General features: G+C 33.3%; 13 protein-coding genes and 1 CRISPR repeat array. Of the genes, 7 read left to right on the top strand and 6 right to left on the bottom strand.

What is annotated here, in order from left to right; all coding sequences use genetic code 11:
• Positions 1 to 123: 123 nt before the first annotated feature.
• A complete protein-coding gene (locus ACXHHC_RS02645; protein ID WP_458228106.1) occupies positions 124 to 2,010 on the bottom strand; it encodes a sulfatase-like hydrolase/transferase in 1,887 nt (628 codons plus the stop codon).
• 11 nt (positions 2,011 to 2,021) lie between these two features.
• Entirely contained in the window at positions 2,022 to 3,371 is a 1,350-nt protein-coding gene (locus ACXHHC_RS02640; RefSeq protein WP_458228105.1) for a family 43 glycosylhydrolase, read from the bottom strand.
• A 550-nt stretch (positions 3,372 to 3,921) separates the two neighbouring features.
• Here ACXHHC_RS02640 and csx28 point away from each other — a divergent pair.
• On the top strand, positions 3,922 to 4,437 hold the full coding sequence (gene csx28 / locus ACXHHC_RS02635) for a type VI-B CRISPR accessory protein Csx28 (protein ID WP_458228104.1): 516 nt from the start codon (positions 3,922 to 3,924) through the stop codon (positions 4,435 to 4,437).
• Between the two features lie 90 nt (positions 4,438 to 4,527).
• Here csx28 and ACXHHC_RS02630 read toward each other — a convergent pair whose 3' ends face one another.
• From ACXHHC_RS02630 to mnmE, 3 genes are all read right to left on the bottom strand, one after another.
• Positions 4,528 to 5,724, bottom strand: a complete 1,197-nt coding sequence (locus ACXHHC_RS02630; RefSeq protein ID WP_458226684.1) for an IS256 family transposase — start codon at positions 5,722 to 5,724, stop codon at positions 4,528 to 4,530.
• 76 nt (positions 5,725 to 5,800) lie between these two features.
• Entirely contained in the window at positions 5,801 to 9,052 is a 3,252-nt protein-coding gene (gene cas13b, locus ACXHHC_RS02625) for a type VI-B CRISPR-associated RNA-guided ribonuclease Cas13b (protein WP_458228103.1), read from the bottom strand.
• Positions 9,053 to 9,201: 149 nt separating this feature from the next.
• Positions 9,202 to 9,567: a CRISPR direct-repeat array (repeat unit 36 nt; unit sequence GTTGTGTTTACCCTACAAAATTAGGGGAGTCACAAC).
• Positions 9,568 to 9,625: 58 nt separating this feature from the next.
• Positions 9,626 to 11,017, bottom strand: a complete 1,392-nt coding sequence (mnmE, locus tag ACXHHC_RS02620) for a tRNA uridine-5-carboxymethylaminomethyl(34) synthesis GTPase MnmE (RefSeq protein WP_458228102.1) — start codon at positions 11,015 to 11,017, stop codon at positions 9,626 to 9,628.
• A gap of 269 nt (positions 11,018 to 11,286) precedes the next feature.
• Here mnmE and ACXHHC_RS02615 point away from each other — a divergent pair, with 269 nt between their 5' ends.
• Complete coding sequence (locus ACXHHC_RS02615) at positions 11,287 to 13,290, top strand: sulfatase-like hydrolase/transferase (RefSeq protein ID WP_458228101.1); 2,004 nt, start codon at positions 11,287 to 11,289, stop codon at positions 13,288 to 13,290.
• 110 nt (positions 13,291 to 13,400) lie between these two features.
• Here the strand turns inward: ACXHHC_RS02615 and ACXHHC_RS02610 are convergent, their stop codons facing one another.
• Positions 13,401 to 14,414, bottom strand: coding sequence for an aldo/keto reductase (locus ACXHHC_RS02610; protein WP_458228100.1), 1,014 nt, complete (start codon positions 14,412 to 14,414; stop codon positions 13,401 to 13,403).
• A 232-nt stretch (positions 14,415 to 14,646) separates the two neighbouring features.
• On the opposite strand from ACXHHC_RS02610, the gene ACXHHC_RS02605 reads away from it, so the two are divergent.
• The 5 genes from ACXHHC_RS02605 to ACXHHC_RS02585 all read left to right on the top strand — a co-directional run bounded on the left by ACXHHC_RS02605 (position 14,647) and on the right by ACXHHC_RS02585 (position 21,974).
• On the top strand, positions 14,647 to 15,507 hold the full coding sequence (locus ACXHHC_RS02605) for a hydroxymethylglutaryl-CoA lyase (protein WP_458228099.1): 861 nt from the start codon (positions 14,647 to 14,649) through the stop codon (positions 15,505 to 15,507).
• A gap of 129 nt (positions 15,508 to 15,636) precedes the next feature.
• Positions 15,637 to 16,851 (top strand): DUF4856 domain-containing protein, encoded by a 1,215-nt coding sequence (locus tag ACXHHC_RS02600; protein ID WP_458228098.1) that lies wholly within the window; start codon positions 15,637 to 15,639, stop codon positions 16,849 to 16,851.
• An 89-nt stretch (positions 16,852 to 16,940) separates the two neighbouring features.
• Positions 16,941 to 18,176: an imelysin family protein gene (locus ACXHHC_RS02595; RefSeq protein WP_458228097.1), complete on the top strand. Its 1,236-nt coding sequence runs from the start codon at positions 16,941 to 16,943 to the stop codon at positions 18,174 to 18,176.
• A gap of 2 nt (positions 18,177 to 18,178) precedes the next feature.
• A complete protein-coding gene (locus ACXHHC_RS02590) occupies positions 18,179 to 19,537 on the top strand; it encodes an HTTM domain-containing protein (RefSeq protein ID WP_458228096.1) in 1,359 nt (452 codons plus the stop codon).
• Positions 19,518 to 21,974, top strand: a complete 2,457-nt coding sequence (locus ACXHHC_RS02585) for a TonB-dependent receptor domain-containing protein (protein WP_458228095.1) — start codon at positions 19,518 to 19,520, stop codon at positions 21,972 to 21,974. Before ACXHHC_RS02590 ends, ACXHHC_RS02585 begins: the two co-directional genes overlap by 20 nt.
• Position 21,975 lies beyond the last annotated feature (1 nt).

Genomic DNA, 21,975 nt, shown 5'->3' with positions numbered 1-21,975 from the left:
ATGGATTTAGCAAAGTTCTCTCCCGAAGTTTCTGGATCCGCTCGAACACCTCACATCTTATTATGAATATTAATAAAGGTCATCGAGTGTCCCTAAGTTTCGGGAGGGATGCATACAGTTTCCTTATTCTCTAACCAAATGAATGGCAATGATTTGATCGTATATGTCAGAATTATGATTCGGTTTCACATCCTCTAATAGCACTGTCAAATCAGATTTTCCTTTCTTCAACTCAATAGTTCCCAAGGTTGATTTGATAATATCTTTTTTAAACGTTTCTTTTAAGTCAAAATCCTCCCAATAAGCACTTTCGTTAGCTAAGAGTGTTCCAAAATCTCTATTACCAGCATCCATCAAGAAAGATTGGCAAGAGCTTTTTGCATTTGTTATTTTAAATTTGCAATCGGTATAGTTTTTTATTTTATGAATCAAATGAACCGTATATGTTCCAGGTGTATGCACATTCAGTTTATAGCTAGCAGCATCGCCTTTTTGAGTCCAATTGGCTAGGAAATGATCTGCATTCATCAAATGTTCGCTAACTTTTGATGGAGTACAAGCATATATTTGGTTAAAGCGTCTGTTTTTATATCCAATTTGTAATTCAGGCATTTGGTATGCATGTTTACTTTCTAAAACCCCTTTGTACCATGCTTTTAATTCCGCGTCCAATGTCTTTTTAATACTATCATTTTTAATGGCATGTAGTTCTTTGTAATCTTTTTTAATATTGTACAGCAATCCGTGTTCTCCAGTTTCATTCAGTACATATTTAAAATCACCTTTACGAATGGACAATCTTTGGTTTTTATAGCCGAAAGTAGAGATGTAGTCTTGAGTTAATGGAATAGAAGCCGAATTTTTATCTACTTTGTTTTTAAAAGAAGAAGCTCCTATAGGAGTTGGGTGGGCAGCTACAACAGTTCTATTCTTAATAGATTCACCTTTAAAAACCTTGGCAAAAGAAATTCCATCCAATTGTAATTTTTCGGGTTGTTGTATCTCAGCCATTTCTACCAATGTTGGAAAGATGTCTTCCGTTCTTATAATTTCATTAACATCTGCATGGTTAATTTTTCCTTTCCAACGAACAAATAAAGGAGATTTGATTCCATTTTCCCAATTGGTTCCTTTTTTACCTTTTCTTCCGTTCGGATTTCTACGTTTCCACTCTTCTTCGTTTAAACCAAATCGATAACTTTTTACCCAAGGACCATTGTCACTTACAAATAGAATTATAGTATTTTCTCCCAAGCCTAAAGTATCTATGGTGTCTATTAGTCTACCTACATTGTAATCAAGGTTGTCAATCATTCCATATAGGGTTGCCATAGGTTTAGATAATCCTTTATTGGTGTATTTATCTATGTAAGATTGTGGTGCTCTCCATGGATTATGAGGAGCTAAGTGAGACATGTAAGCAAAAAAAGGTGTGTTTTTATTTTTTGTCACAAAATCAATTGCCATGTCTGTAATTTTATCGGTAGTATATCCTTTTGTTTTGATGTGTTTACCGTTTAACAACCCTTCATTGTCAAAGTAATTGTACAAACAAGCATAGTAAGCCTCATCAAACCCTCTATCCCAAGGAAAATAACCATTGGTTTTTCCGGAGTGCCATTTTCCCCACATACCTGTTGTGTAACCACCTGTTTTTAGTACTTGTGGTAACAAGGTTTCTTTTAGGTTGATATAATCTTTTCCTCCATGAACTCCAGACACACCTGCTTTTAAAAAGTTACGTCCTGTTAAAAGACTGGCTCTAGAAGGAGCACACAAAGAGGATAGATAAAAGTTGTTAAAACGAGTTGATTCTTTTCCTAATTTATCAATGTTAGGGGTTTCTATATCAGGATTTCCATTGATGGATAGATCGTCAAACCCTAAATCATCAACTTGTATCAAAACAATATTTGGTTTTGTAGGCTCTTGTTTGGCCTTACTACAACCAACTAATGTAAGGAGTAGAAAAGCTACTAATTTTAGATGTGTATTTTTTACTAGAAACATAGGGGAATTTCTTAATTATGAGGAACAATTTTAAACCAATCCACTTTTAAGTTGGCATCTTGATATGCTTGAATTTTGATTTTATTATCACCAGCATCAAGTTGTATGTCTTTGAATTGGATTTCGTACCATCCATCTTTCTTAGGATAGACTCTACCTTTCCATTCTCTGTTAAGCACACGGGGTCCTACAAAAACATCGGCACGGAATTTATCTTCGGCTTCTATTCTTATGGTCAAATCTGCTTTCATATCTTGAGCAACTTGGGCTAGAACTTCCACATAATTAAACTTGGTATTGAACCCAGTTACATAACCATTTCCTGAATAGTCTGATTTTTTATAACCGATATGAGTTCCGTCTAATGAACCACCTTGCATAAGCGCATTTTCGGCTTCTAAGAAAATAGTAACATTTGATTTTTCTGCCAAACCTAGACCTTTAGGGTTATCTATGGTTTTAATATTTCCGTCTTTATCATATGTTAGCCAGTCTGCTAATAAATTTCTGCAGGTACCATTTCCGTTAGAAAGATCTGAACTGTGATGGAATGCTATCCATTTGTCTTTCCACTGAATAATAGAACCATGATTGGTGGGAGATTTACCTTTGAATTCTGGAATGTAAATTTTCTGAAACGTATAAGGCCCTAATGGCTTATCTGCCGTTGCATAGTACATGTTCTCTGGCCATTTCTTGTTTGGAAGTCCTGGGTACGAAAGATAGTACTTGCCCTTGTACCTGTGTACCCAAGGACCCTCAAACACTTCAAACAACTGTTTTGTTAAATTCACCAATGTATTTTTCTTTATAGAGTGTAAATCATCGTTTAATTGCGCTCCATAACATTTAGAACCCGCTCCCCAATACAGGTAAGCTTTGCCATTGTCATCTACAAACAAAGATGGGTCTTGACCAAAGTCTACACCAACAATGTATCCTGCATCTTTAAACGGTCCTTGCGGTAAGTCGCTAACGGCCAAACCTGTTCTTGTGGTACCTGTAGCACGTTCTTTCATACAATACACTAAATAGTATTTCCCTTTCCAATATGCTGCATCTGTAGCCCAGGCCATAGTACTTGCCCAAGCAACATCGTCTACAGAAAGTATACGTCCATGGTCTACCCAATTCACTAGATCTTTGGTAGAAAATGCATGGTAACTAAACATGGTTTTGTGTGTGTTGGTACCTGGTTCGTCGTGTGATGTATAGAGCCAAAGCGTATTGTTGTCGTTTGGCCAAACATGTGCAGAAGGATCTGCTGCATACACATGGTTTAAAAGAGGTTTTTGTGCACTTAGGGTGTAGCAACTCAATAAAAGAATAATACCAAACAGGTATTGTAATTTGTTTTTCATATTCAAGATTCGTTTCAACTTTCTTTTGCGAGTATCTGCTATTTGGTTTATCAAATATGAATCACTCGCTTACTGAATAACGAAATTAGCTGTATATGAAAGTTTGGATGCGGTAGGTTTGAGTATAAGAAAGGGAGATATGTTTATAAGGGTTGTAAATCCTTAATAGTAAGAGGGTTTTAAAGTTTTTGTACACTTAGTACTTAGCTGTGTGTTAGAGAATTTAGCGAAAAACCGACTATAGTGATACAGCAGAAAAGGGGAAGGGGCACAATGGATAGCAAGTGTGTTTGCTGTTGTAGAAGATTTTATACTTACACTGTTCCATTTATAAATAGAGTCAATTAGAACTTAGTTCTAACTCTTTAGATCTATATTAAAACCAAGCCTCAATTGTACTATTAAAGTAAGATTGAGGCTTTTGTTTTTTGATGGCAACCAAACATAAGTGCAATTCACTTTGTTTACTAGTAGTATAATGTACTCTTTTGTTTTCTTTTGGGAGGTAGTAGGTAATTTACCTATTTTTATAAAAATATTGTTGTTTACTATGGAATTGGAAACTAAGATTACAGTCGCTCTTTTATCTGCTATTACCTCAATATTGATTTCGGGTATTGGATGGTTTTTTGGCTTTAAAAAGATAAGAAAGGAAAAAATAGAAGAGTTTAAAAAAGAACATTATTCAAGGTTGATAGATTCTCATACAGAGTTTTGGAAATTATTTCGTTTTTTATCTACAAAATACGGTGAAGTTTCCATAGTTAAGAAAGGTGCCGATGGAAATTGGATTTTAATAGTGGCTAATGTTAGAATATTTCTACAAGAGTTTAATGATTTTTTTTATTCAGAAAAAGGAATTTACCTGAATAAGGAACTAAGAACTAGTGTTTTCAAAATAAGAGATAATCTTTTAATTAAGACAAAGGGTATACAAGAAGGTGAGATTCCTGTATCTAACAATGAGTTTAAGAAATTTAAGGAGCTAAGAGATCAAACCGTTGTTTTAACACGTGAGTGTATCGGGCTTAGAAACACTAAAAAGCTTCCAACAGAATTTTTATAACTTAGATAAATACAGTTTTTTCTAAACCTGTTAATTCTTTAAGACACTGTCCCTTAATTTGTGTAAGTTCTAAAAATAGGGTTTAGCTACTTATAGCTGGATCCTATTTTCAAATATAGCTAAAAACTGGTTTAGTATTACTCCCCAATTTCTGATAGGCATCGTCCATTTTTTAGTTGATTCTCTTAAAGCTAAAAACACGGATTTAATTACTGCATCATCGGTTGGGTATGAGAGTTTATTTTTGGTATACTTTCTAATTTTTCCATTTAAGTTTTCAATAAGATTAGTAGTGTAAATAATAGTTCTAATCTCTACAGGGAAGTCAAAGAACACAGTTAGTTCATCCCAGTTGTTTTCCCAACTTTTAATAGCATAGGAGTACTTAGAGTTCCACTTCTGCTTAAAGTCTTCTAAAGCAGCTTTGGCTGCCTCTTTAGTAGGAGCTGTATAGATTTCTTTCATATCTTTAGAAAACACTTTTCTATCTTTCCAGACCACATATTTACAAGAGTTTCTAATTTGGTGTACCACACATATTTGAGTTACCGATTCAGGGAATACGGTCTTTATAGTATCTGTAAATCCATTTAGATTGTCCGTAGCTGTGATTAAAATATCCTGAGTTCCTCTAGCTTTGATATCAGTTAAAACCGTCATCCAAAAAGCGGAAGATTCATTCTTACCTAACCATAAACCTAGTACTTCTTTTTTACCATTGGTTTTCAATCCCACAGCTATATAGATGGTCTTGTTGATGATTTTTGAGTTTTCTCGAACTTTAAATACAATTCCATCCATCCAAACAATCAAATAGCAAGGGTCTAAAGGTCTGTTTTTCCAAGCAACGATATCTGAGTTGATTTTATCTGTAATTCGAGATATAGCAGAACTAGAGATATTGAAATCATAAAGCTCTAAGACTTGTTGTTCAATATCAGATACGGACATCCCTTTGGCATAGAGGCTAATAATGATGTTTTCTACACCATCTAAAGTATTTTGTCTCTTCTTTACAATCATAGGGTTAAAACTACCGTCTCTATCTCTTGGAACTGTGATTTCAGATTCCCCTAAACTAGTTTTGATTTTCTTTTTGGAGTAGCCGTTACGTGTATTATCACTTAGAGAAGTTTGGTGTTTGTCATAGTCTAGGTGAGCATCTAATTCTCCCTCTAACATTTTTTCAATTCCTCTTTTTTGAATCTTGGCTAAAAAATTACTCAATTCATCGCCCGTTTTGAATTGCTTTAAAAAGTCGTCGTTTAATAAGTCTTCTGGTTTCATAAAGTGTAAAATTAATAATTAAACAAAAAAACAGGGTTTGAACATCTTCAAACCCTGTTTTTAGAACTTACACACTTTATGGTTTAGTGCCTTCTTTAAAGGCTTTTAATACATAAGAAATTACCGTATCTTCTTCTTCTTCTTTAGTAACGTATGCTTCTAGTTTTTTTAAGTTTTTAATAGTAGGAAGCTCATTATGAGATATTTTATTTCGGATTTCAATAATTAACATTGGAATTGTATAAGCCTCGTTAGTATAATTGTTATTTATTACACATTGTAAAAAGTCAATGTATTGACTTTCATTTTCTCTAAAAAAAGCATAGCTGACGTATTCTGTAAACTTGTGAATTCCGTTTCTTTTAAGTTTTTCTAATGCCTCAGCACCTATTGCTAATGCTTTGTTGTAAGTCTTGTTTTCAAAGTCATGTACGGCTTTAAAGAACTCTTTAGCTCGTATAATATTGTATTGGTCTAATTCGTAGGTAATTTCAGATATTTTTAAAGGAGTACCTTTATATAAATTATTTACTAAAATATTTGCTTTCACATCATTTGCGAGTTTACGGTATTTGCTAATTTCTTTAAGAGCAACTTTTCCTGTAAGTTTACCTTCATACATAGAAATAGGAATTCTTTTACTTAAAAGGTGTGAATCATTTACAATTACTTGAGTAGTGTTACCTTTTTCTCGTATTGACTGCAATCTACTATTTTCTTCTATTCTATCTCGTTCTTCCCTGTTTATAAAAGTGTCCTTTAAGTTAATGTGTTCTAAGCCTTCATTTAAATTCAATCTATTTAGTAAAAACTTAATCATTTCTAACGTGTAATAATCGTTTCGTTTGTTTTTTCTGATAACTTTTTCATTATCATAAACAAGTTTTTTACATATTTTGGTAATGTCCTTATTCAACTGTTCTTTAATCCCCAGTTTTGTATGAATTTTTTGTGATTTCTGGAAGGTCTTATTTACATATCTGTTTTTGTATTTATTATATACCTTTTTTTCGATTTCGTATTCGTAAACTCTTGGGTAGTGGTAGTATTCTTGAATCTCTTTGTTTTCTTGACTTTCTGTAAACCAAGTAGCCATTGATTCTTGAGAGGTACTATATGTTGGTTTATCGTCAAAAACTCCACGTCCTAAATTTACGGGGCTATTTTTAAGGTTTTGTTCATATTCTTCTTTAGAAATTACAAATTTTCTTTTAGGTAAAAAGTTCAAAGAGGATTCCCAAGCGGTTAGAGTAGGGAGTGTTTTATCTATTATATTTTGTAGATATATACACCTTTTTTCAAGGTAGTTCGTATAAAAAGAATGAAGATTTTTCTGTTTAAAGTCAATTCCTTTAAATGGATTGTCTTTGTCTAAATCAATTTCTAAGACATTTTGCATAAATTCCTTTAATCTGAACTTATTATCATTGTAAAAAGCAAGTAAAGACTGCCATTCTGATACTTGATGAGATTTCCAATCCTTTCTCGTTTCTAAGCGAACAAAGCTTTTGATATCGTTTACCAACCAAGTAGCTATTTTCCCTTTTTCACTATTACTTAAAAATGTATTCTCATTAAGTTTGGTATAGCGGTCTCTAATGGTTTTTAAAGGATTTATATCTTGTATTTCAAAGATTATAACTCGTTTTAGCTTTTTATCATCTAAATAAACTGGAGTTTCCTTTTCTGTGAGACGTGCTTTTTTAGTTTTAAATTTTGGATTTTTTCCCGAAGAAATTATACCAATTCTTTTTAAAATTAAAGACTCTATTTCTCTTGGAGTCTTTTTCTCTACAAGTATTGCATGCAAAAGAGCAGGGAGTTCATTAAAGCTCAAATAAGCTTCAGGTTTTTGTAAAATATTTAACGGCAAACCTAACTTTTTTAAGATATCTTCTTTATTGGTTTTACCGTTTAAACGCGGACTAGGTTTTATAGTATTGTTTTTAATACAAATACCGATGTTGTTTTGATTAAACTGATATTTTGGATTAGGGAATTTGTGCCAATTCTCCATAATACGTTGGTCACCTTCTTGTTTGTCAAAAAAGTCATTTTTGTATTTAAGTACAGTAGAAAGCTTTTCAAAAACGGTTATTTGTTCTTTAATAACTCTTGTTGTTGTATTGCCTAAGTCCTTTTTTTCTCGACTGTCATGTTCGTAACTTCCTACTTGAATTTGAAAACGAAGGTTTGGGAAATTGATAAATTCATCTAGGAAACGAATGGCGAAATAAGGAAAAGCATCTTGGTATCTTTTTTGGATTACTTCATGAGAAACAACCTCTTCTTTTTCTGATATATAGGTGTTGATGTCTTTTATAAACTCCTGTTTTTGTTCTTGTGGAAGATAGTTATATAATTCCTTGGGACATTTTTCTAACTCTGATACCATTTGCAACAAAAATGCATCTTGATAAAAACTACTTTTATAAAGTTTCTTACTGTCTTTGTAGCAAAAATGACAAAATACCCAACGAGTAACTTGAAATTGAATTTCTCTTGTATCTTTAAAATACTGGGTATAATTTAAAAGCATAGTTTGCTGTTTTTTATTTAAAAACAAACTCATAAACTGTAAAAAACCGTAAGTAGATAGTGCGTGTAAGTTGTTTTCTTGGCTGTTTTCTTTTTTAGATGCTACACGAGTGTTTAAAAGCACTTTGTCATCCTCTTGCCACAAAAAAGTTTTAAATAATTGATTGATAACATAATTATCTTCTTCATTAGGTTTAAGTGTGAATCGTTTCTTTTCTTTTGGATTTTTATGAGCATTGAACTCCTCAATTCTTAGATTATAAGCATCTATTGTTTCTTGAAAATGAGTGTTATATTTTGTTCTTAAATAAGCTAAATAGTCTGGATGCTTGCAACGGTCTTTTTTTATAGAGCGAGCACTTTGCAAAAGTACTTCATCTAAAAATTGAAAAAAGGAAGTACCATTATTCTCAAAAACAGGAAGGTCATGATGATAATGGGTGTAGTAATTACGGAACATTTTAAGTGTTCTGTATAGCATGCATAACAATGAGGTAAGTTCTATAGGCTGATGTCCATTTTTAGCATACCAAACTTCTAAAAAAGGAAGAGACTCTGCCAGTGTTTTTACACGATAATCCCAGTCGCTTAAAATTACCTGGTTGTCAAAGCATTTTTGTATAAAAGTAATGCTATTGTCTTCTGTTACCTCTTTTTTAAAAACGAATGTTCTGTGGTTTAGTTCTTTTAAAGCCAAAACAAAGTTATCTATAGCAGTATTTAAAATACTTGCAAAAAAGTGTTTGTCTTCAATGCTGTCAAAAGCAAAGTAGGAAGTAGTCTTTTCCATGTTTATACAATTTTATGCAAAAGATACTTAGATTTTAAAAAGTAGCCAAATTCAAAATGTATACTACAGCATCAAGCTGTTTTTAACTTTCTAAACTAACGCATATAAGCAAGAAACCTTAACAGTAACAAATACTGTTAAGGTTTTAGGTTGTGTTTACCCTACAAAATTAGGGGAGTCACAACTATGATGCTGTAATAAAGAATAATAAGGAAGTTGTGTTTACCCTACAAAATTAGGGGAGTCACAACATTAGTTCGTTTTGGCACAAGTCCGAAAGAGTTGTGTTTACCCTACAAAATTAGGGAAGTCACAACTAAGCAAGCCGAAATGGACTTAGCCAAAGAGTTGTGTATACCCTACAAAATTAGGGAAGTCACAACGAGAATTAAACAGAAGTTGTCCATCTTGTGGTTGTGTTTACCCTACAAAATTAGGGGAGTCACAACCTACAATCCTAACAAAAATCAAGGTAGAGTGTTGTGTTTACCCTACAAAATTAGGGGAGTCACAACCCTTTTTGGTATAAAAAACAACACGGAATAGTTGTGTTTACCCCCACAAAATTAGAACTTACTTCCCAATACAAAAATTCGCAAAAATATTTCCCAATAAATCATCGGTAGATACTTCACCAGTAATCAGACCAAAGTAAAAGAGTGCTTCTCTAATATCTACAGCCATTAAATCTCCAGAAATTCCAGATTCTAGGCCATACGCAACTTTGTCAATTTCATTTAAGGCTTTTAACAAAGCATCGTAATGTCTTGAGTTGGTTACAATGGTATCGCTGTTATTCAATGCACCAATATTTACCAATTTGGTCAATTCATTCGTTAAAGTTTCAATACCTGCTTTTTCTTTGGCAGAAATGGTAATTAGTTCTGGAATTTCATGCACTAATTCCTCTTTTTGAATTTGAGTTATTGTATCGGCCTTATTACCAATAACAATTAATTGTTTTTGAGGGTATTTATTTTTAATGGCTTCTATCTCTAGTTTTAATACAGCACCTTTAGAAGCAAACTGTTGTGCATCGAACAAGTAAATAACTACTTGTGCTTGCTGAATTTTTTCGAAGGTCTTTTTAATACCAATACTTTCTACTACATCTTCGGTATTACGAATTCCAGCAGTATCTATAAAACGATAGGCTACTCCATCTATAATAATCTCATCTTCTATGGTATCACGTGTGGTACCGGCTATATCAGAGACAATAGCTCTGTCTTCGTTTAGCAAAGCATTTAGTAAGGTAGATTTTCCTACGTTTGGTTCTCCTACAATAGCTACGGGTATTCCGTTTTTAATTACATTACCCACGGCAAAAGAATCAATCAGTCGTTTTAAAACCAACTGTATTCTTTCTATCAATATTTTAAACTCGCTTCTATCTGCAAATTCCACATCTTCCTCTGCAAAATCTAATTCTAATTCTATCAAAGAAGCAAAATTGATGAGTTGCTCGCGTAAATTCTGAATCTCGTTAGAGAAACCACCACGCATTTGCTGCATGGCTACTTGGTGAGAAGCTTCGGAGTCCGAAGAAATTAAATCGGCAACAGCTTCTGCTTGAGACAGGTCTAGTTTTCCATTTACAAATGCCCTTAAAGTAAACTCCCCAGCATCTGCCATACGAGCTCCTTTTTTTAATAAGGTCTGAATGATTTCTTGTTGAATGTAAGTTGATCCGTGACAAGAGATTTCAACAGTATCTTCTCCAGTATACGAAGTTGGATTTTTAAAGACAGATACCAAAACCTGGTCAATAATTCGCTGGTCATCTTTAAAGTTTCCTAAATGTAATGTGTGAGTGTCTTGGTCTAGTAAAGATTTGTTTGTTTTTACAGAATCAAAACAAATGTCTGCAATTTTAATCGCATCTGGTCCCGAAAGACGAATCACAGCAATTGCTCCTACACCAGAAGCAGTGGCCAAAGCAACAATAGTATCTTTTAAAATCATGTAGCAAAAGTACTTATTGTGTAGGATGTGAGCAATTTTACTTTTTAAAATTATTGCGGCTTTTTTATTATGGAATTCGTTACGACTTGTTTGTGTTTTTATAGATAATGTTAAAAAAGAAGCAGTTTTAAGAGAAATATTTGTGGGAAGGGGGTTGTTTGTAGTCAAAAAAGTATTGGTTTAAATCTTAGTTGTCCAGTAATTTTGTAAAAAAGTCTTTTAGACAAAACCAAAAATTATACAAATACAAATTCTTTAACGAGAAATTTATGAACAAAAAATACGTTTTAGTACTTGCCTTGTTTGGATTAATTTTCCAAAGTTTTGCGCAGTCTACCAATGGATCAAGACCCAATATTATAGTTATTTTAGCAGATGATTTAGGATATGCCGATGTAGGTTTTAATAGAGATGCGAGTTATCCTGCTGAAAAAGGGGTAATACCAACTCCAGAGTTAGATGCCTTGGCTAATAATGGAGTTATATGTACAAATGGTCATGTTGCACACCCGTTTTGTGGTCCCAGTAGAGCGGCATTAATGACAGGTGTACAACCTAACAGGATTGGAGCACAGTACAATTTACCCAATAATATTACGACACCTTTAGGAATACCAACCAACGAAAAGTTTTTTCCAAAAATATTACAAGAGAACAACTATAACACAGCGGCTTTTGGTAAATGGCATTTAGGATTTGCAGAAGGTCAATACCAGCCGTTAGATAGAGGTTTTGACTACTTTTTTGGATTCTTGGGAGGAGGAAAACCATACACACAAAGAAAGTACGACAATACTTTTTACAGATGGAGTCATTCTAATAACAACCATGCTAGTTCGTACGCAGATCCTACACAATACAACACACCTAAAGGGACTATTACCAACGAATATCAAGATCCGTTGTGGAGACAAAGAGGGTATGTTGATAGAAAGGAGTTTGGGCTGGACGAGTATTTAACAGATGTTTTAACAGATGATGCAATAGCGTATTTAGCGGAAAATAAAGGAAAATCAGATCCATTTTTTATGTACGTTGCCTACAATGCACCTCACACACCGTTAGAAGCATTGCCATCAGAAATTGCACAGTTTAAAGCAGACAATCCAAATTTTGAAAGTTTGGTAAGAAACAGTGATTATTTAAAACAAGCTGGAGGATATGCGTTGGATAAAGTAGAAAGAGAATTAAGAAAAGATACGGAGTATGACTACGATGCTTTAACGCAAACAGAAAAAGATGTAAAAGTGGCTGAATACAGAAGTGAGCTTTTAGATACTTATACAGAAAACAGAATTATCTATGCTACTATGGTGGCTAATATGGATAAAAATATTGGTAGAATAGTAGATGAATTAAAGAAGGATATGGAGGTCTATAATAATACTATGATTGTATTCCTTAGTGATAACGGAGGATATACTTATAGTAAAGGAGCTGTTAACCATCCATTATTTGCTTTAAAAGGAAGTATTTTTGATGGTGGACACAAAGTACCATTCTTTATACATTGGCCAAACAAAATTTCTACCCCTAAGAAATATAAGTATCAAGTTAGTTCGTTAGACTTGTATCCAACAATGGTAGATTTAGCAGGTGGTACTATACCAGCAGGTAAACACTTAGATGGAGCTACTTTTATGGATAAAATTTTGGCAGATACACCTGTAAGAACAGACGATCCTATTTATGTATTAAGACCGTTATTTGGTTTCCATGCCATTGCAATCAACAGCAACCCTTACAAAGCAGTAAAACGATCTAAAAATTCTAAATGGGAACTGTATAATATCGAAACAGATCCAGGGGAAACATCGAATGTTGCAAATGCCAACCCAGAAATATTAGAAGCGCTTATAGCCAAGGGAGTTACGTATGTAAAAGGTTTTAAAAATGTAAAACCAAGTTGGTTCGATCACGAAAGAGGAGATGGGCATCCACATAGAACACTATGGTTCGATTCTGAGGATTTACCAAATTACGACGGAGCTTTTGGTACGGATGAATTGTCCTTATCAATAAAAAAAAAATTAAAGAACAGTAAGTTAGACATCACACCAAATCCATCTACAGGGATTTATAATATAAAATACGATGGGGTTTATGATTCGTTAACTATAAAAGTGTTTACAATAACAGGAAAATTAGTAGAACAGGTTAAATTAAACCAAGAGAGTGCTTTCTTAAACATAGAACATTTAGCAAGTGGTTCTTATATATTAAAGATAGATGCGGGTAACGATTTTTCTGTTGAACAGATAATAAAAATATAGGTTAAGTTAGTTTTTTGTTTAAAAGGGGAGACAGTAACACACACGCTGTTTTCCCTTTTATGTTACAACTTACAAAAAGTAAACACCCCGCAATTGCGGGGTGTTTTTGTTTATTGTAATATGTCTTTAATTTTGTGTAACTCTTCGTTGGTAAAGCTTGAGTTTTCCACAGCTTTTACATTCTCTTGTAATTGTCCTGGACTACTAGCACCTACTAACACAGTAGTAACTGCAGGTTGTGTTAAAATCCAAGCAATAGCCATCTGAGACAGTTTCTGACCTCTTGCCAATGCGAGTTCGTTTAATTGTTGAATTTTACCAATTGTTTTTGGAATTTCATCCGCAGTAAGGTAGGTGTTGTTTTTAGAGGCTCTAGATCCTTCTGGAATTCCGTTTAGGTATTTGTCGGTTAACATTCCTTGTGCCAATGGAGAGAACATAATAGAACCTATTTTTTCATCCAATAACGTAGGAAGTAAGGCATCTTCTACCTCTCTGTCTAACATAGAGTATCTAGACTGATGAATTAATACAGGTGTCCCCAATTCTTTTAAGATTTGTTGTGCTTTTACGGTGTCCTCTGGACTGTAACGAGACAACCCTATATACAAAGCCTTTCCTTGTTTTACTAATAAACTTAAGGCATGCATAGTTTCCTCTAAAGGGGTGTCAGGATCTGGTCTGTGATGGTAAAAAACATCCACGTAATCCAATCCCATTCGCTGTAAACTCTGGTCTAAACTAGCGACCAAATATTTTTTAGATCCCATATTACCATAAGGTCCTGGCCACATATCGTAGCCTGCTTTAGAAGCGATAAATAATTCGTCTCTATACCCTTTAAAATCTTTGTGTAAGATTCTACCAAAATTTTCTTCTGCACTACCGTATGGAGGTCCATAATTGTTGGCCAAGTCTAAATGCGTAATCCCTAAATCAAAAGCAGTTTTTAATATGTTTCTAGCATTCTCAAAAGAGTCGTAAAAACCAAAGTTATGCCACAAGCCCAAAGAAATTTTAGGCAATAAAACACCGCTATTTCCACAGCGATTGTATTCCATGTTTTCGTACCTACTTTCGCTAGGAATGTACAATTTAGGATTCGATTTATCGTTGATATTCATGAAAGTTGTTTTTTGAGTTCTAAAATACAAAAGAGAAGTTTTGAACTTAAATTTTTAATCAACAAAATATAAGAATAGATGTGTAATCTAGTTAAGGTTCAGTTTTGTTTCAGTTAAAATTAGAGAATTCAGCCAGGGGATAGACTTTATATTTATACAAGGACTAAGATTTTATTAAAACAGATCAATTCATCCATAAAAATATAATATTATTGTTACTATATTTGATTTCATGACAAATCCAACCACAGTTAAAATCATTGAGTGCCCTAGAGATGCCATGCAAGGAATAAAAGAGTGGATTCCTACGGAGCTAAAGGCAAAGTACATCAATGCAATTTTAAAATGTGGTTTCGATACAGTAGATTTTGGGAGTTTTGTTTCTCCCAAAGCCATTCCTCAAATGAAAGATACTGCCGAAGTGTTATCTAAACTAGACTTATCTGCTACTCGTAGTAAATTACTTGCTATTGTTGCCAATGCTAGAGGTGCAGCAGATGCTTGTCAGTTTCAAGAAATAAGCTATCTAGGTTATCCTTTTTCTATCTCAGAAATTTTTCAGGTTCGTAATACCAATAAAACAATTAAAGAAAGTTTTGAGGTACTACAAGATATTATGAATTTGGCGGTAAAACACAATAAACAAGTAGTAACCTACTTAAGTATGGGCTTTGGAAATCCGTACGGAGACCCTTGGAATGTAGAAATAGTGGGAGAGTGGGTAGAAAAGCTATCTGCTATTGGTGTAAATATCCTTTCGCTTTCTGATACCGTTGGAACTTCTACTCCAGAAACTATTAAATACTTGTTTTCTAATTTAATTCCTGCTTATTCCAAAGTAGAATTTGGAGCACATTTGCACACAACACCAGACAAATGGCACGAGAAAGTTCATGCTGCTTATCAGAGTGGATGTGTACGATTTGATGGAGCTATAAAAGGCTTTGGAGGTTGTCCTATGGCTACCGATGCACTAACTGGTAACATGCCTACAGAAAAAATGTTGTCTTACTTTACACAACAAAAAGCGATTACTAACGTAAAAACTTTAGCATTCGAAAGTGCTTATAATGTTGGTTTACAAATCTTTTAGATCGGTTAACAAAAACTTAACGTAATTTTATTTATAATAAATTAAAATAAGGCTTGCTTATTTAGAATTGGTCTGTATATTTGTACCGAAAATAAAACTTAATTAAAACAAGTCTAAATAAAAGAAGCGATGAGGATATCAAAATTAACATTAGCAACAATTGTAGCAACAGGAGCTTTATTTACATCATGTTCGGATGACAACGATGTAGCAAAAGTAGTTTCTGACACTACAGGTATTGATATTACAAATTTAGAAGTGCCTACTTCTTATGAGTTTACAAGAAATAATGAATCTACAGTGAGTTATGGAGGACAAACGACACGTTTAAAGCAAGTATCTGAAATAGGAGCAGCATTAACTAATACTGATTTATTAAAAATAAATGGTAAGATTAGTAATATGTTTAAGCTAGGAGAAGGTTTTGAAGATGCTTCTATTGATCAAACTTCTATTGAAGCAAGCAAAAGAAAAATTGTAAGAGCTAAAACAGCACATTCAACTGGTTTGTTTGCTAATGGTATTTCTAACAATTCTGATGCGATTAAAGCTGTGTTTGATGGATATATTTCTAAACAAGTTGCAGAAGTATTTCCTAATTGGGAGGTAACTGCTGCTGCTGGTACAGCAGGTGTTGCAGATGGTAGATATGTAAATGCTAAAGGTTTAGAATACAATCAAGCATTTTTAAAGTCTTTAATCGGTGGTTTGGTTGCAGATCAAATATTAAATCATTACACCAATCGTTTAGATGATAACTACGATAATACAAACTCTTATAAAGATGAACACGAAGCAGGTACTTTAGCTTCAGGAAAAACATATACGACAATGGAGCATCACTGGGATGAAGCTTATGGATATGTTTATGGTGTAGCTGCTGCAGAAGATGTATTGTTACAGAAATACATTAATAAAGTAGAAGGAGATACTGACTTTAAAGGAATTGCTCAAAAAATACACGATGCTTTTTTAATTGGTAGAGCGGCTGTAGTTGCTAAAAACTATACTGTTAGAGATGCTGCTGTAGAAGTAATTAGAGAAGAAATTTCTAAAGTAATTGCCATTAGAGCGGTTTATTATCTACAACAAGGGAAGGCTAAATTAGCGGCTAGAGAAACTGCATTTCACGATTTATCAGAAGGGTATGGATTTATCTATTCTTTACAATTCATTTCTTTAGATGGTGAGACTCCTATTTTCTCTCAAACAGAGGTAAATGGTTTTATTGCTGACTTAGAAGCGGGTAACGGATTTTGGGATGTTACAGCAACTAAATTAGATAATATTTCTACTGCAATTGCTGCAAAATTTGACTTTACAGTGGCACAAGCGGCTGAGTAAATAAAAGAAGAAAAAAATATGAGGCATGTCATATGTTGATATGCCTTTTTTAGCTATTTTTGCGTCTAATTAGAATAAATAAAAATAAAATGAAGAGAGTTTTACTTGTTCTTTCAATGGTTTTATTAGCATCTTGTTCCAAAGAAAGTTCTGGAGGAGGAAGCAATGATAATTTTAACAGAGAAGTTGTTTTAGATAACTGGGTAAACAACATTATTCTTCCTGCTTATGCTAATTTTGATACAAAGCTAGCTACGTTAGCTGCTGCAGAGCAGAGTTTCGTAACCACTGCAAACGAGGATAACTTATTGACATTACAAAATGCATTGTTCGATGCTCAAAAAGCATGGCAACATGTAGCAATGTTTGAGTTTGGTAAAGCAGAAGAATTAAGCTACAGAATGTTTATGAATTCTTATCCTATTGACTTAGAAACGTCTGTTTCTAAAAACGATACAAATGAGGATGAAACGAATATCGCAGACAATTTAATAGGAAAGTTTAAAGTAAGAGTAAACGACCCAGGAACAGGAGCTTTTTTAAGATATGATGAAAACGATCTTTCCATAGCTAATATTGATTTTACTTTGTCAAGTAGAGCAGATGAGCAAGGGTTTCCTGTAGTAGATTATTTGGTAAATGGAGTAGGGACTAACAATGCAGAAATAGTGGCTTTTTACGAAAGCGATAGCAATGCTGCCAATCATAAAGAATACTTAACCAAAGTAGTAGATAGGATGCAAGGGTTAACTGCTCAGGTAATAGCATATTGGAATACAAATTCTAGTGCTATAATTGCTAATAGTGGTTCTTCTGCAACGGCATCTTTTGACAAACTAGCGAATGATTATTTAAATTATTTTGAACAGGGATTTAGAGAGGCTAAAATTGCAACCCCTTCTGGAAAAAGAGATGGAAATAAAAGACCTAACACTGTAGAGTCTTTTTATAGTTCTCAAAATTCCAAGGCTCTATTTTTAGAAGCGTATACTGCTGTAAAAAACTTATATTATGGAAAAGCCTTTGGAGATGTATCTAAAGATGGAGAAAGTTTTCCAGAATATCTAGATGCTTTAAACGCTACTGCTTACGATGTAAACAATAAAGTAACTAAGAACTTAACTAGTTTTATAGAGGAACAATTTGCTGCAATAGATGTAGAAGTTGCTAAATTAGATGCTGATTTTGTAAATCAAGTAAATTCGAATCACTTGTTAATGACAGATACATTTAATGAGATTCAGAAAACAGTAGTTCTCGTAAAAGCAGATGGTTTTTCTGCAATGAATATTATTGTAGACTTTGTTGATGGAGACGGAGATTAATCATGAATTTAGTTCAGAATTACATACACAACAATAAAACAAAAGCAGCTACTTTAGCTGCTTTTCGTATACTATTTGGAGTTTTAATGCTTTTTAGCTTAATCCGATTTATAGCGATGGGGTGGGTAGAAAAGTTTTACATACTCCCTAATTTTCATTTTACTTATTATGGTTTTAGCTGGGTAAAGTCTTTAGGGAACTATACCTATGGGCTTTTTGCTTTGGCAATAACGGCTTGTGTTGGTATTATTATAGGCTACAGATATAGACTATCAATGCTGCTGTTTTTTTTAAGCTTTACTTATATTGAATTAATTGATAAAACTACTTACTTAAATCACTATTATTTTATTAGTGTCCTTAGCTTTTTACTTTGTTTTTTGCCTTTACATAGCTCCTTTTCTATAGATGCTAAAAAGAAAGGAAAAGAGTATAAGTATGTTTCTAGTTGGACGGTAGATAGTATTAAATTCTTATTGGGGATTGTCTATTTTTTTGCAGGTTTAGCCAAATTAAATTCAGACTGGTTGTTAAGAGCACAGCCTCTAAAAATATGGTTGTCTACTAAAACCTACTTACCTATAGTAGGAAATTTAATGAATGATACATGGTTTCATTATACCATGAGTTGGAGTGGGGCATTGTACGATTTAACCATCCCTTTTTTTCTGTGGTACAAAAAAACAAGACCTTTTGCATTTGTAGCTGTTGTGGTATTTCATGTGTTTACCAGAATCTTATTTAACATTGGAATGTTTCCTTATATAATGATTTGTGCAACATTAATTTTCTTTGATGGGTCGTTACATGAAAAGTTTATTTATGCGCTTAAAAAAGTGTTTAAAATCAACGGCTTAAGTGGATCTAATGTGTCAGAAATGTATGCTGTAAAAAAGCAGAAAATTATCTTATTTATAATTAGTCTATTTATAGTTTTTCAGTTAATTTTGCCCTTCAGAAATTTGTGCTATCCTGGCGAATTGTTTTGGCATGAGCAAGGGTTCCGATTTTCTTGGCGAGTAATGTTGATGGAGAAGGCTGGTTATACTACGTTTACCGTAAAAGATAGTGTGTCTGGGAAATATTTTCATGTGAAAAACTCCGACTTTTTAACATCTTTTCAGATCAAACAAATGAGTTTTCAGCCAGATTTTATTTTAGAATACGCTCATTATTTAGGCGATCATTTTAAAAGCCAAGGACATCAGAATATACAGGTTTTTGCAGAGAGTTATGTAGCCTTAAACGGACGGTTAAATCAATTGTTGATAGATCCAAAAGTTGATTTGTACAAAGAAGAAGAAGGTTTTCATAACAAAACATGGATTTTACCCTTAAATGATGAAATTAAAGGATATTAAAGGATTTGTAGTAGCGCTATTATTTGTGCAATTGGGATTTGCCCAACAAACTAGTTTCAAAGTAATAGATGCTCAAACGTCTTTGCCATTAGAAGATGTTCAGGTAGTAATTAGCGGAAGAAAACATTTAGGTATAACCAATGCCAACGGACAGTTGTTGGTGCGTGTAAAACAACCTAAAATTCATGTAACTCTTTTTCATTATGGGTATGATACCGTAGAGAAAGATTTGGTGTTGAACGGAGAAAAGGAAGTGTTATTAAAAATGGTTCCTTTAAAAGAGGAGTTGTCTACTGTAGTATTGAATGCTAAAAAAAGAATAGATTATGCCATCACTACGTTAAAACCTGTAGTAGGAACTCATATTTACGCAGGGAAAAAGACAGAGGTAGTAAATGTAGATTTGGTAGGTGGTAGTAAGTCTACTAATAATCCTAGACAGATTTTCTCTAAAGTTGCGGGTTTAAACATTTACGATAGCAACGATGGAGGTTTGCAATTAAATATTGGAGGAAGAGGGTTGGATCCTAACAGAACGGCTAACTTTAACACTCGTCAGAACGATTACGATATTAGTGCAGACGTTTTAGGGTATCCGGAAAGCTATTATACCACACCTTCAGAAGCATTAGAGCAAATTCAAGTAATACGAGGAGCTGCTTCTTTACAATACGGAACACAATTTGGAGGATTAATTAACTTTATTACACACAAACCAAGCGAGAAGCCTATTGAATTTTTAACTAGAAATACAGCTGCTTCTTTTAAAACCTACACTAATTTTACCTCTTTAAGTGGAACCGTAGGTAAGTTTTCGTACTATACTTATTATAACTATAAGCAAGGAGAGGGGTTTAGACCCAACTCAGATTATAATTCTAACAATTTATTTGTTCACTTAGGGTATAAGTTTAACGATGCTGCTAAAATAGCATTCGAAATGACAGACTTTGATTATGTAGCACATCAACCTGGAGGTCTTTCGGATTTTGAGTTTTTGCAAGACCCTACGCAGAGTTATTTAACACGTAACTGGTTTGGAGTAGACTGGAGGTTGTACAATTTAAAGTACGAACATCAATTAACAGATGTTTCTAAGTTAACAGTAAGTTTATTTGCTTTGGATGCCAGTAGAAAAGCGGTTGGATATAGAGGAGACCCAACGCAACAAAGTCCACGTTTATTTAGAAATAATGGAGCAGAAGTAGATCAACAACAATTAGGAAATTATGGACCTAGGGATTTGTTAATTGGAGATTTTAAAAACTATGGTGCAGAAGTTCGATTCTTATCTAATTATGATATAGGAAATAACACAAATTACTATTTATTAGGAGCTAAAGTTTACAATGCAAATAATGCACAAAAACAAGGAGGAGGAAGTAGAGGAACAGATGCTGATTTTAATTTTTCTCCAGCTGAAACAAATTATCCAAATCAAAATGATTTTAAGTTTCCTAATTTCAACACTTCTATTTTTGGGGAGCATATATTCAACATCAATAAGCATTTAAGCATCACTCCAGGTTTCAGGTTTGAACATATCAAAACAGAATCAGAAGGAAGTTATTATGCATATAATTACAATACTCCTTCATTAAGCGTTACGATTGATGATAATAATAGTTTTGTAAGAAACTTTGTATTATTAGGTTTGGGAGTAAGTTATAAGCCTTCTCGTTTCTTGGAGCTATATGCAAACGCATCACAAAATTATCGCTCTGTAACATTCTCAGACATTAGAACCATAAACCCTTCTTTTATTATTGATGAAAATATTACGGATGAAAAAGGATTTAATGTTGATTTAGGAATAAGAGGAAAAATTAAAAAAGCTTTTTCATACGATGCCAATGTGTTTGGTTTATACTATGATAACAGAATAGGACAAGTTTTAAATAGCAGGGCTCAATGGGTAAGAAAAAATATTGGAACTGCATTTATTTATGGTGTAGAGTCATTATTACAATGGAACCTAAAAGAAACATTCTTTAAAGAAACAGAAGATTTAAAATTAGAGGTTTTCTCAAACCTTTCTTTAACTCAATCAGAATACATAGCATCTGAAGAAAATGGAATAGAAGGAAATGAAGTAGAATTTATTCCTTTCATGAATTTAAAAACAGGAATTAGTTTTGGTTGGAAAGATGTATTGGCAAATCTTCAGTACACGTATGTAAGCGAACAATATACAGACGTTACAAATTCACCTTATTCAGCCACAAACAGCTCCAATGTAATTGGTGCAATTCCTAGTTACGATATTTTAGATTTCTCGATGTCATATCAGATCTCAAAAAACTTTAAATTAGAAGGGGGAGTTAACAATGTATTAGACAAGAGTTATTTTACAAGAAGAGCTACGGGGTATCCTGGGCCTGGAATAATTCCTGCAGAACCTAGATATTTTTACACTACATTAGAAATTAAATTTTAAT

The organism is Wenyingzhuangia sp. IMCC45574 (assembly GCF_054182685.1).
This window is presented reverse-complemented; position numbering and strand designations above follow the sequence as displayed.

Coding starts and splice junctions, on each gene's coding strand:
- ACXHHC_RS02630 (WP_458226684.1), bottom strand. CDS start 5,724: ATGAAACCAGAAGACTTATTAAACGACGACTTTTTAAAGCAATTCAAA.
- ACXHHC_RS02605 (WP_458228099.1), top strand. CDS start 14,647: ATGACAAATCCAACCACAGTTAAAATCATTGAGTGCCCTAGAGATGCC.
- ACXHHC_RS02600 (WP_458228098.1), top strand. CDS start 15,637: ATGAGGATATCAAAATTAACATTAGCAACAATTGTAGCAACAGGAGCT.
- cas13b (WP_458228103.1), bottom strand. CDS start 9,052: ATGGAAAAGACTACTTCCTACTTTGCTTTTGACAGCATTGAAGACAAA.
- ACXHHC_RS02640 (WP_458228105.1), bottom strand. CDS start 3,371: ATGAAAAACAAATTACAATACCTGTTTGGTATTATTCTTTTATTGAGT.
- ACXHHC_RS02610 (WP_458228100.1), bottom strand. CDS start 14,414: ATGAATATCAACGATAAATCGAATCCTAAATTGTACATTCCTAGCGAA.
- ACXHHC_RS02585 (WP_458228095.1), top strand. CDS start 19,518: ATGAAATTAAAGGATATTAAAGGATTTGTAGTAGCGCTATTATTTGTG.
- ACXHHC_RS02590 (WP_458228096.1), top strand. CDS start 18,179: ATGAATTTAGTTCAGAATTACATACACAACAATAAAACAAAAGCAGCT.
- ACXHHC_RS02645 (WP_458228106.1), bottom strand. CDS start 2,010: ATGTTTCTAGTAAAAAATACACATCTAAAATTAGTAGCTTTTCTACTC.
- csx28 (WP_458228104.1), top strand. CDS start 3,922: ATGGAATTGGAAACTAAGATTACAGTCGCTCTTTTATCTGCTATTACC.
- ACXHHC_RS02595 (WP_458228097.1), top strand. CDS start 16,941: ATGAAGAGAGTTTTACTTGTTCTTTCAATGGTTTTATTAGCATCTTGT.
- ACXHHC_RS02615 (WP_458228101.1), top strand. CDS start 11,287: ATGAACAAAAAATACGTTTTAGTACTTGCCTTGTTTGGATTAATTTTC.
- mnmE (WP_458228102.1), bottom strand. CDS start 11,017: ATGATTTTAAAAGATACTATTGTTGCTTTGGCCACTGCTTCTGGTGTA.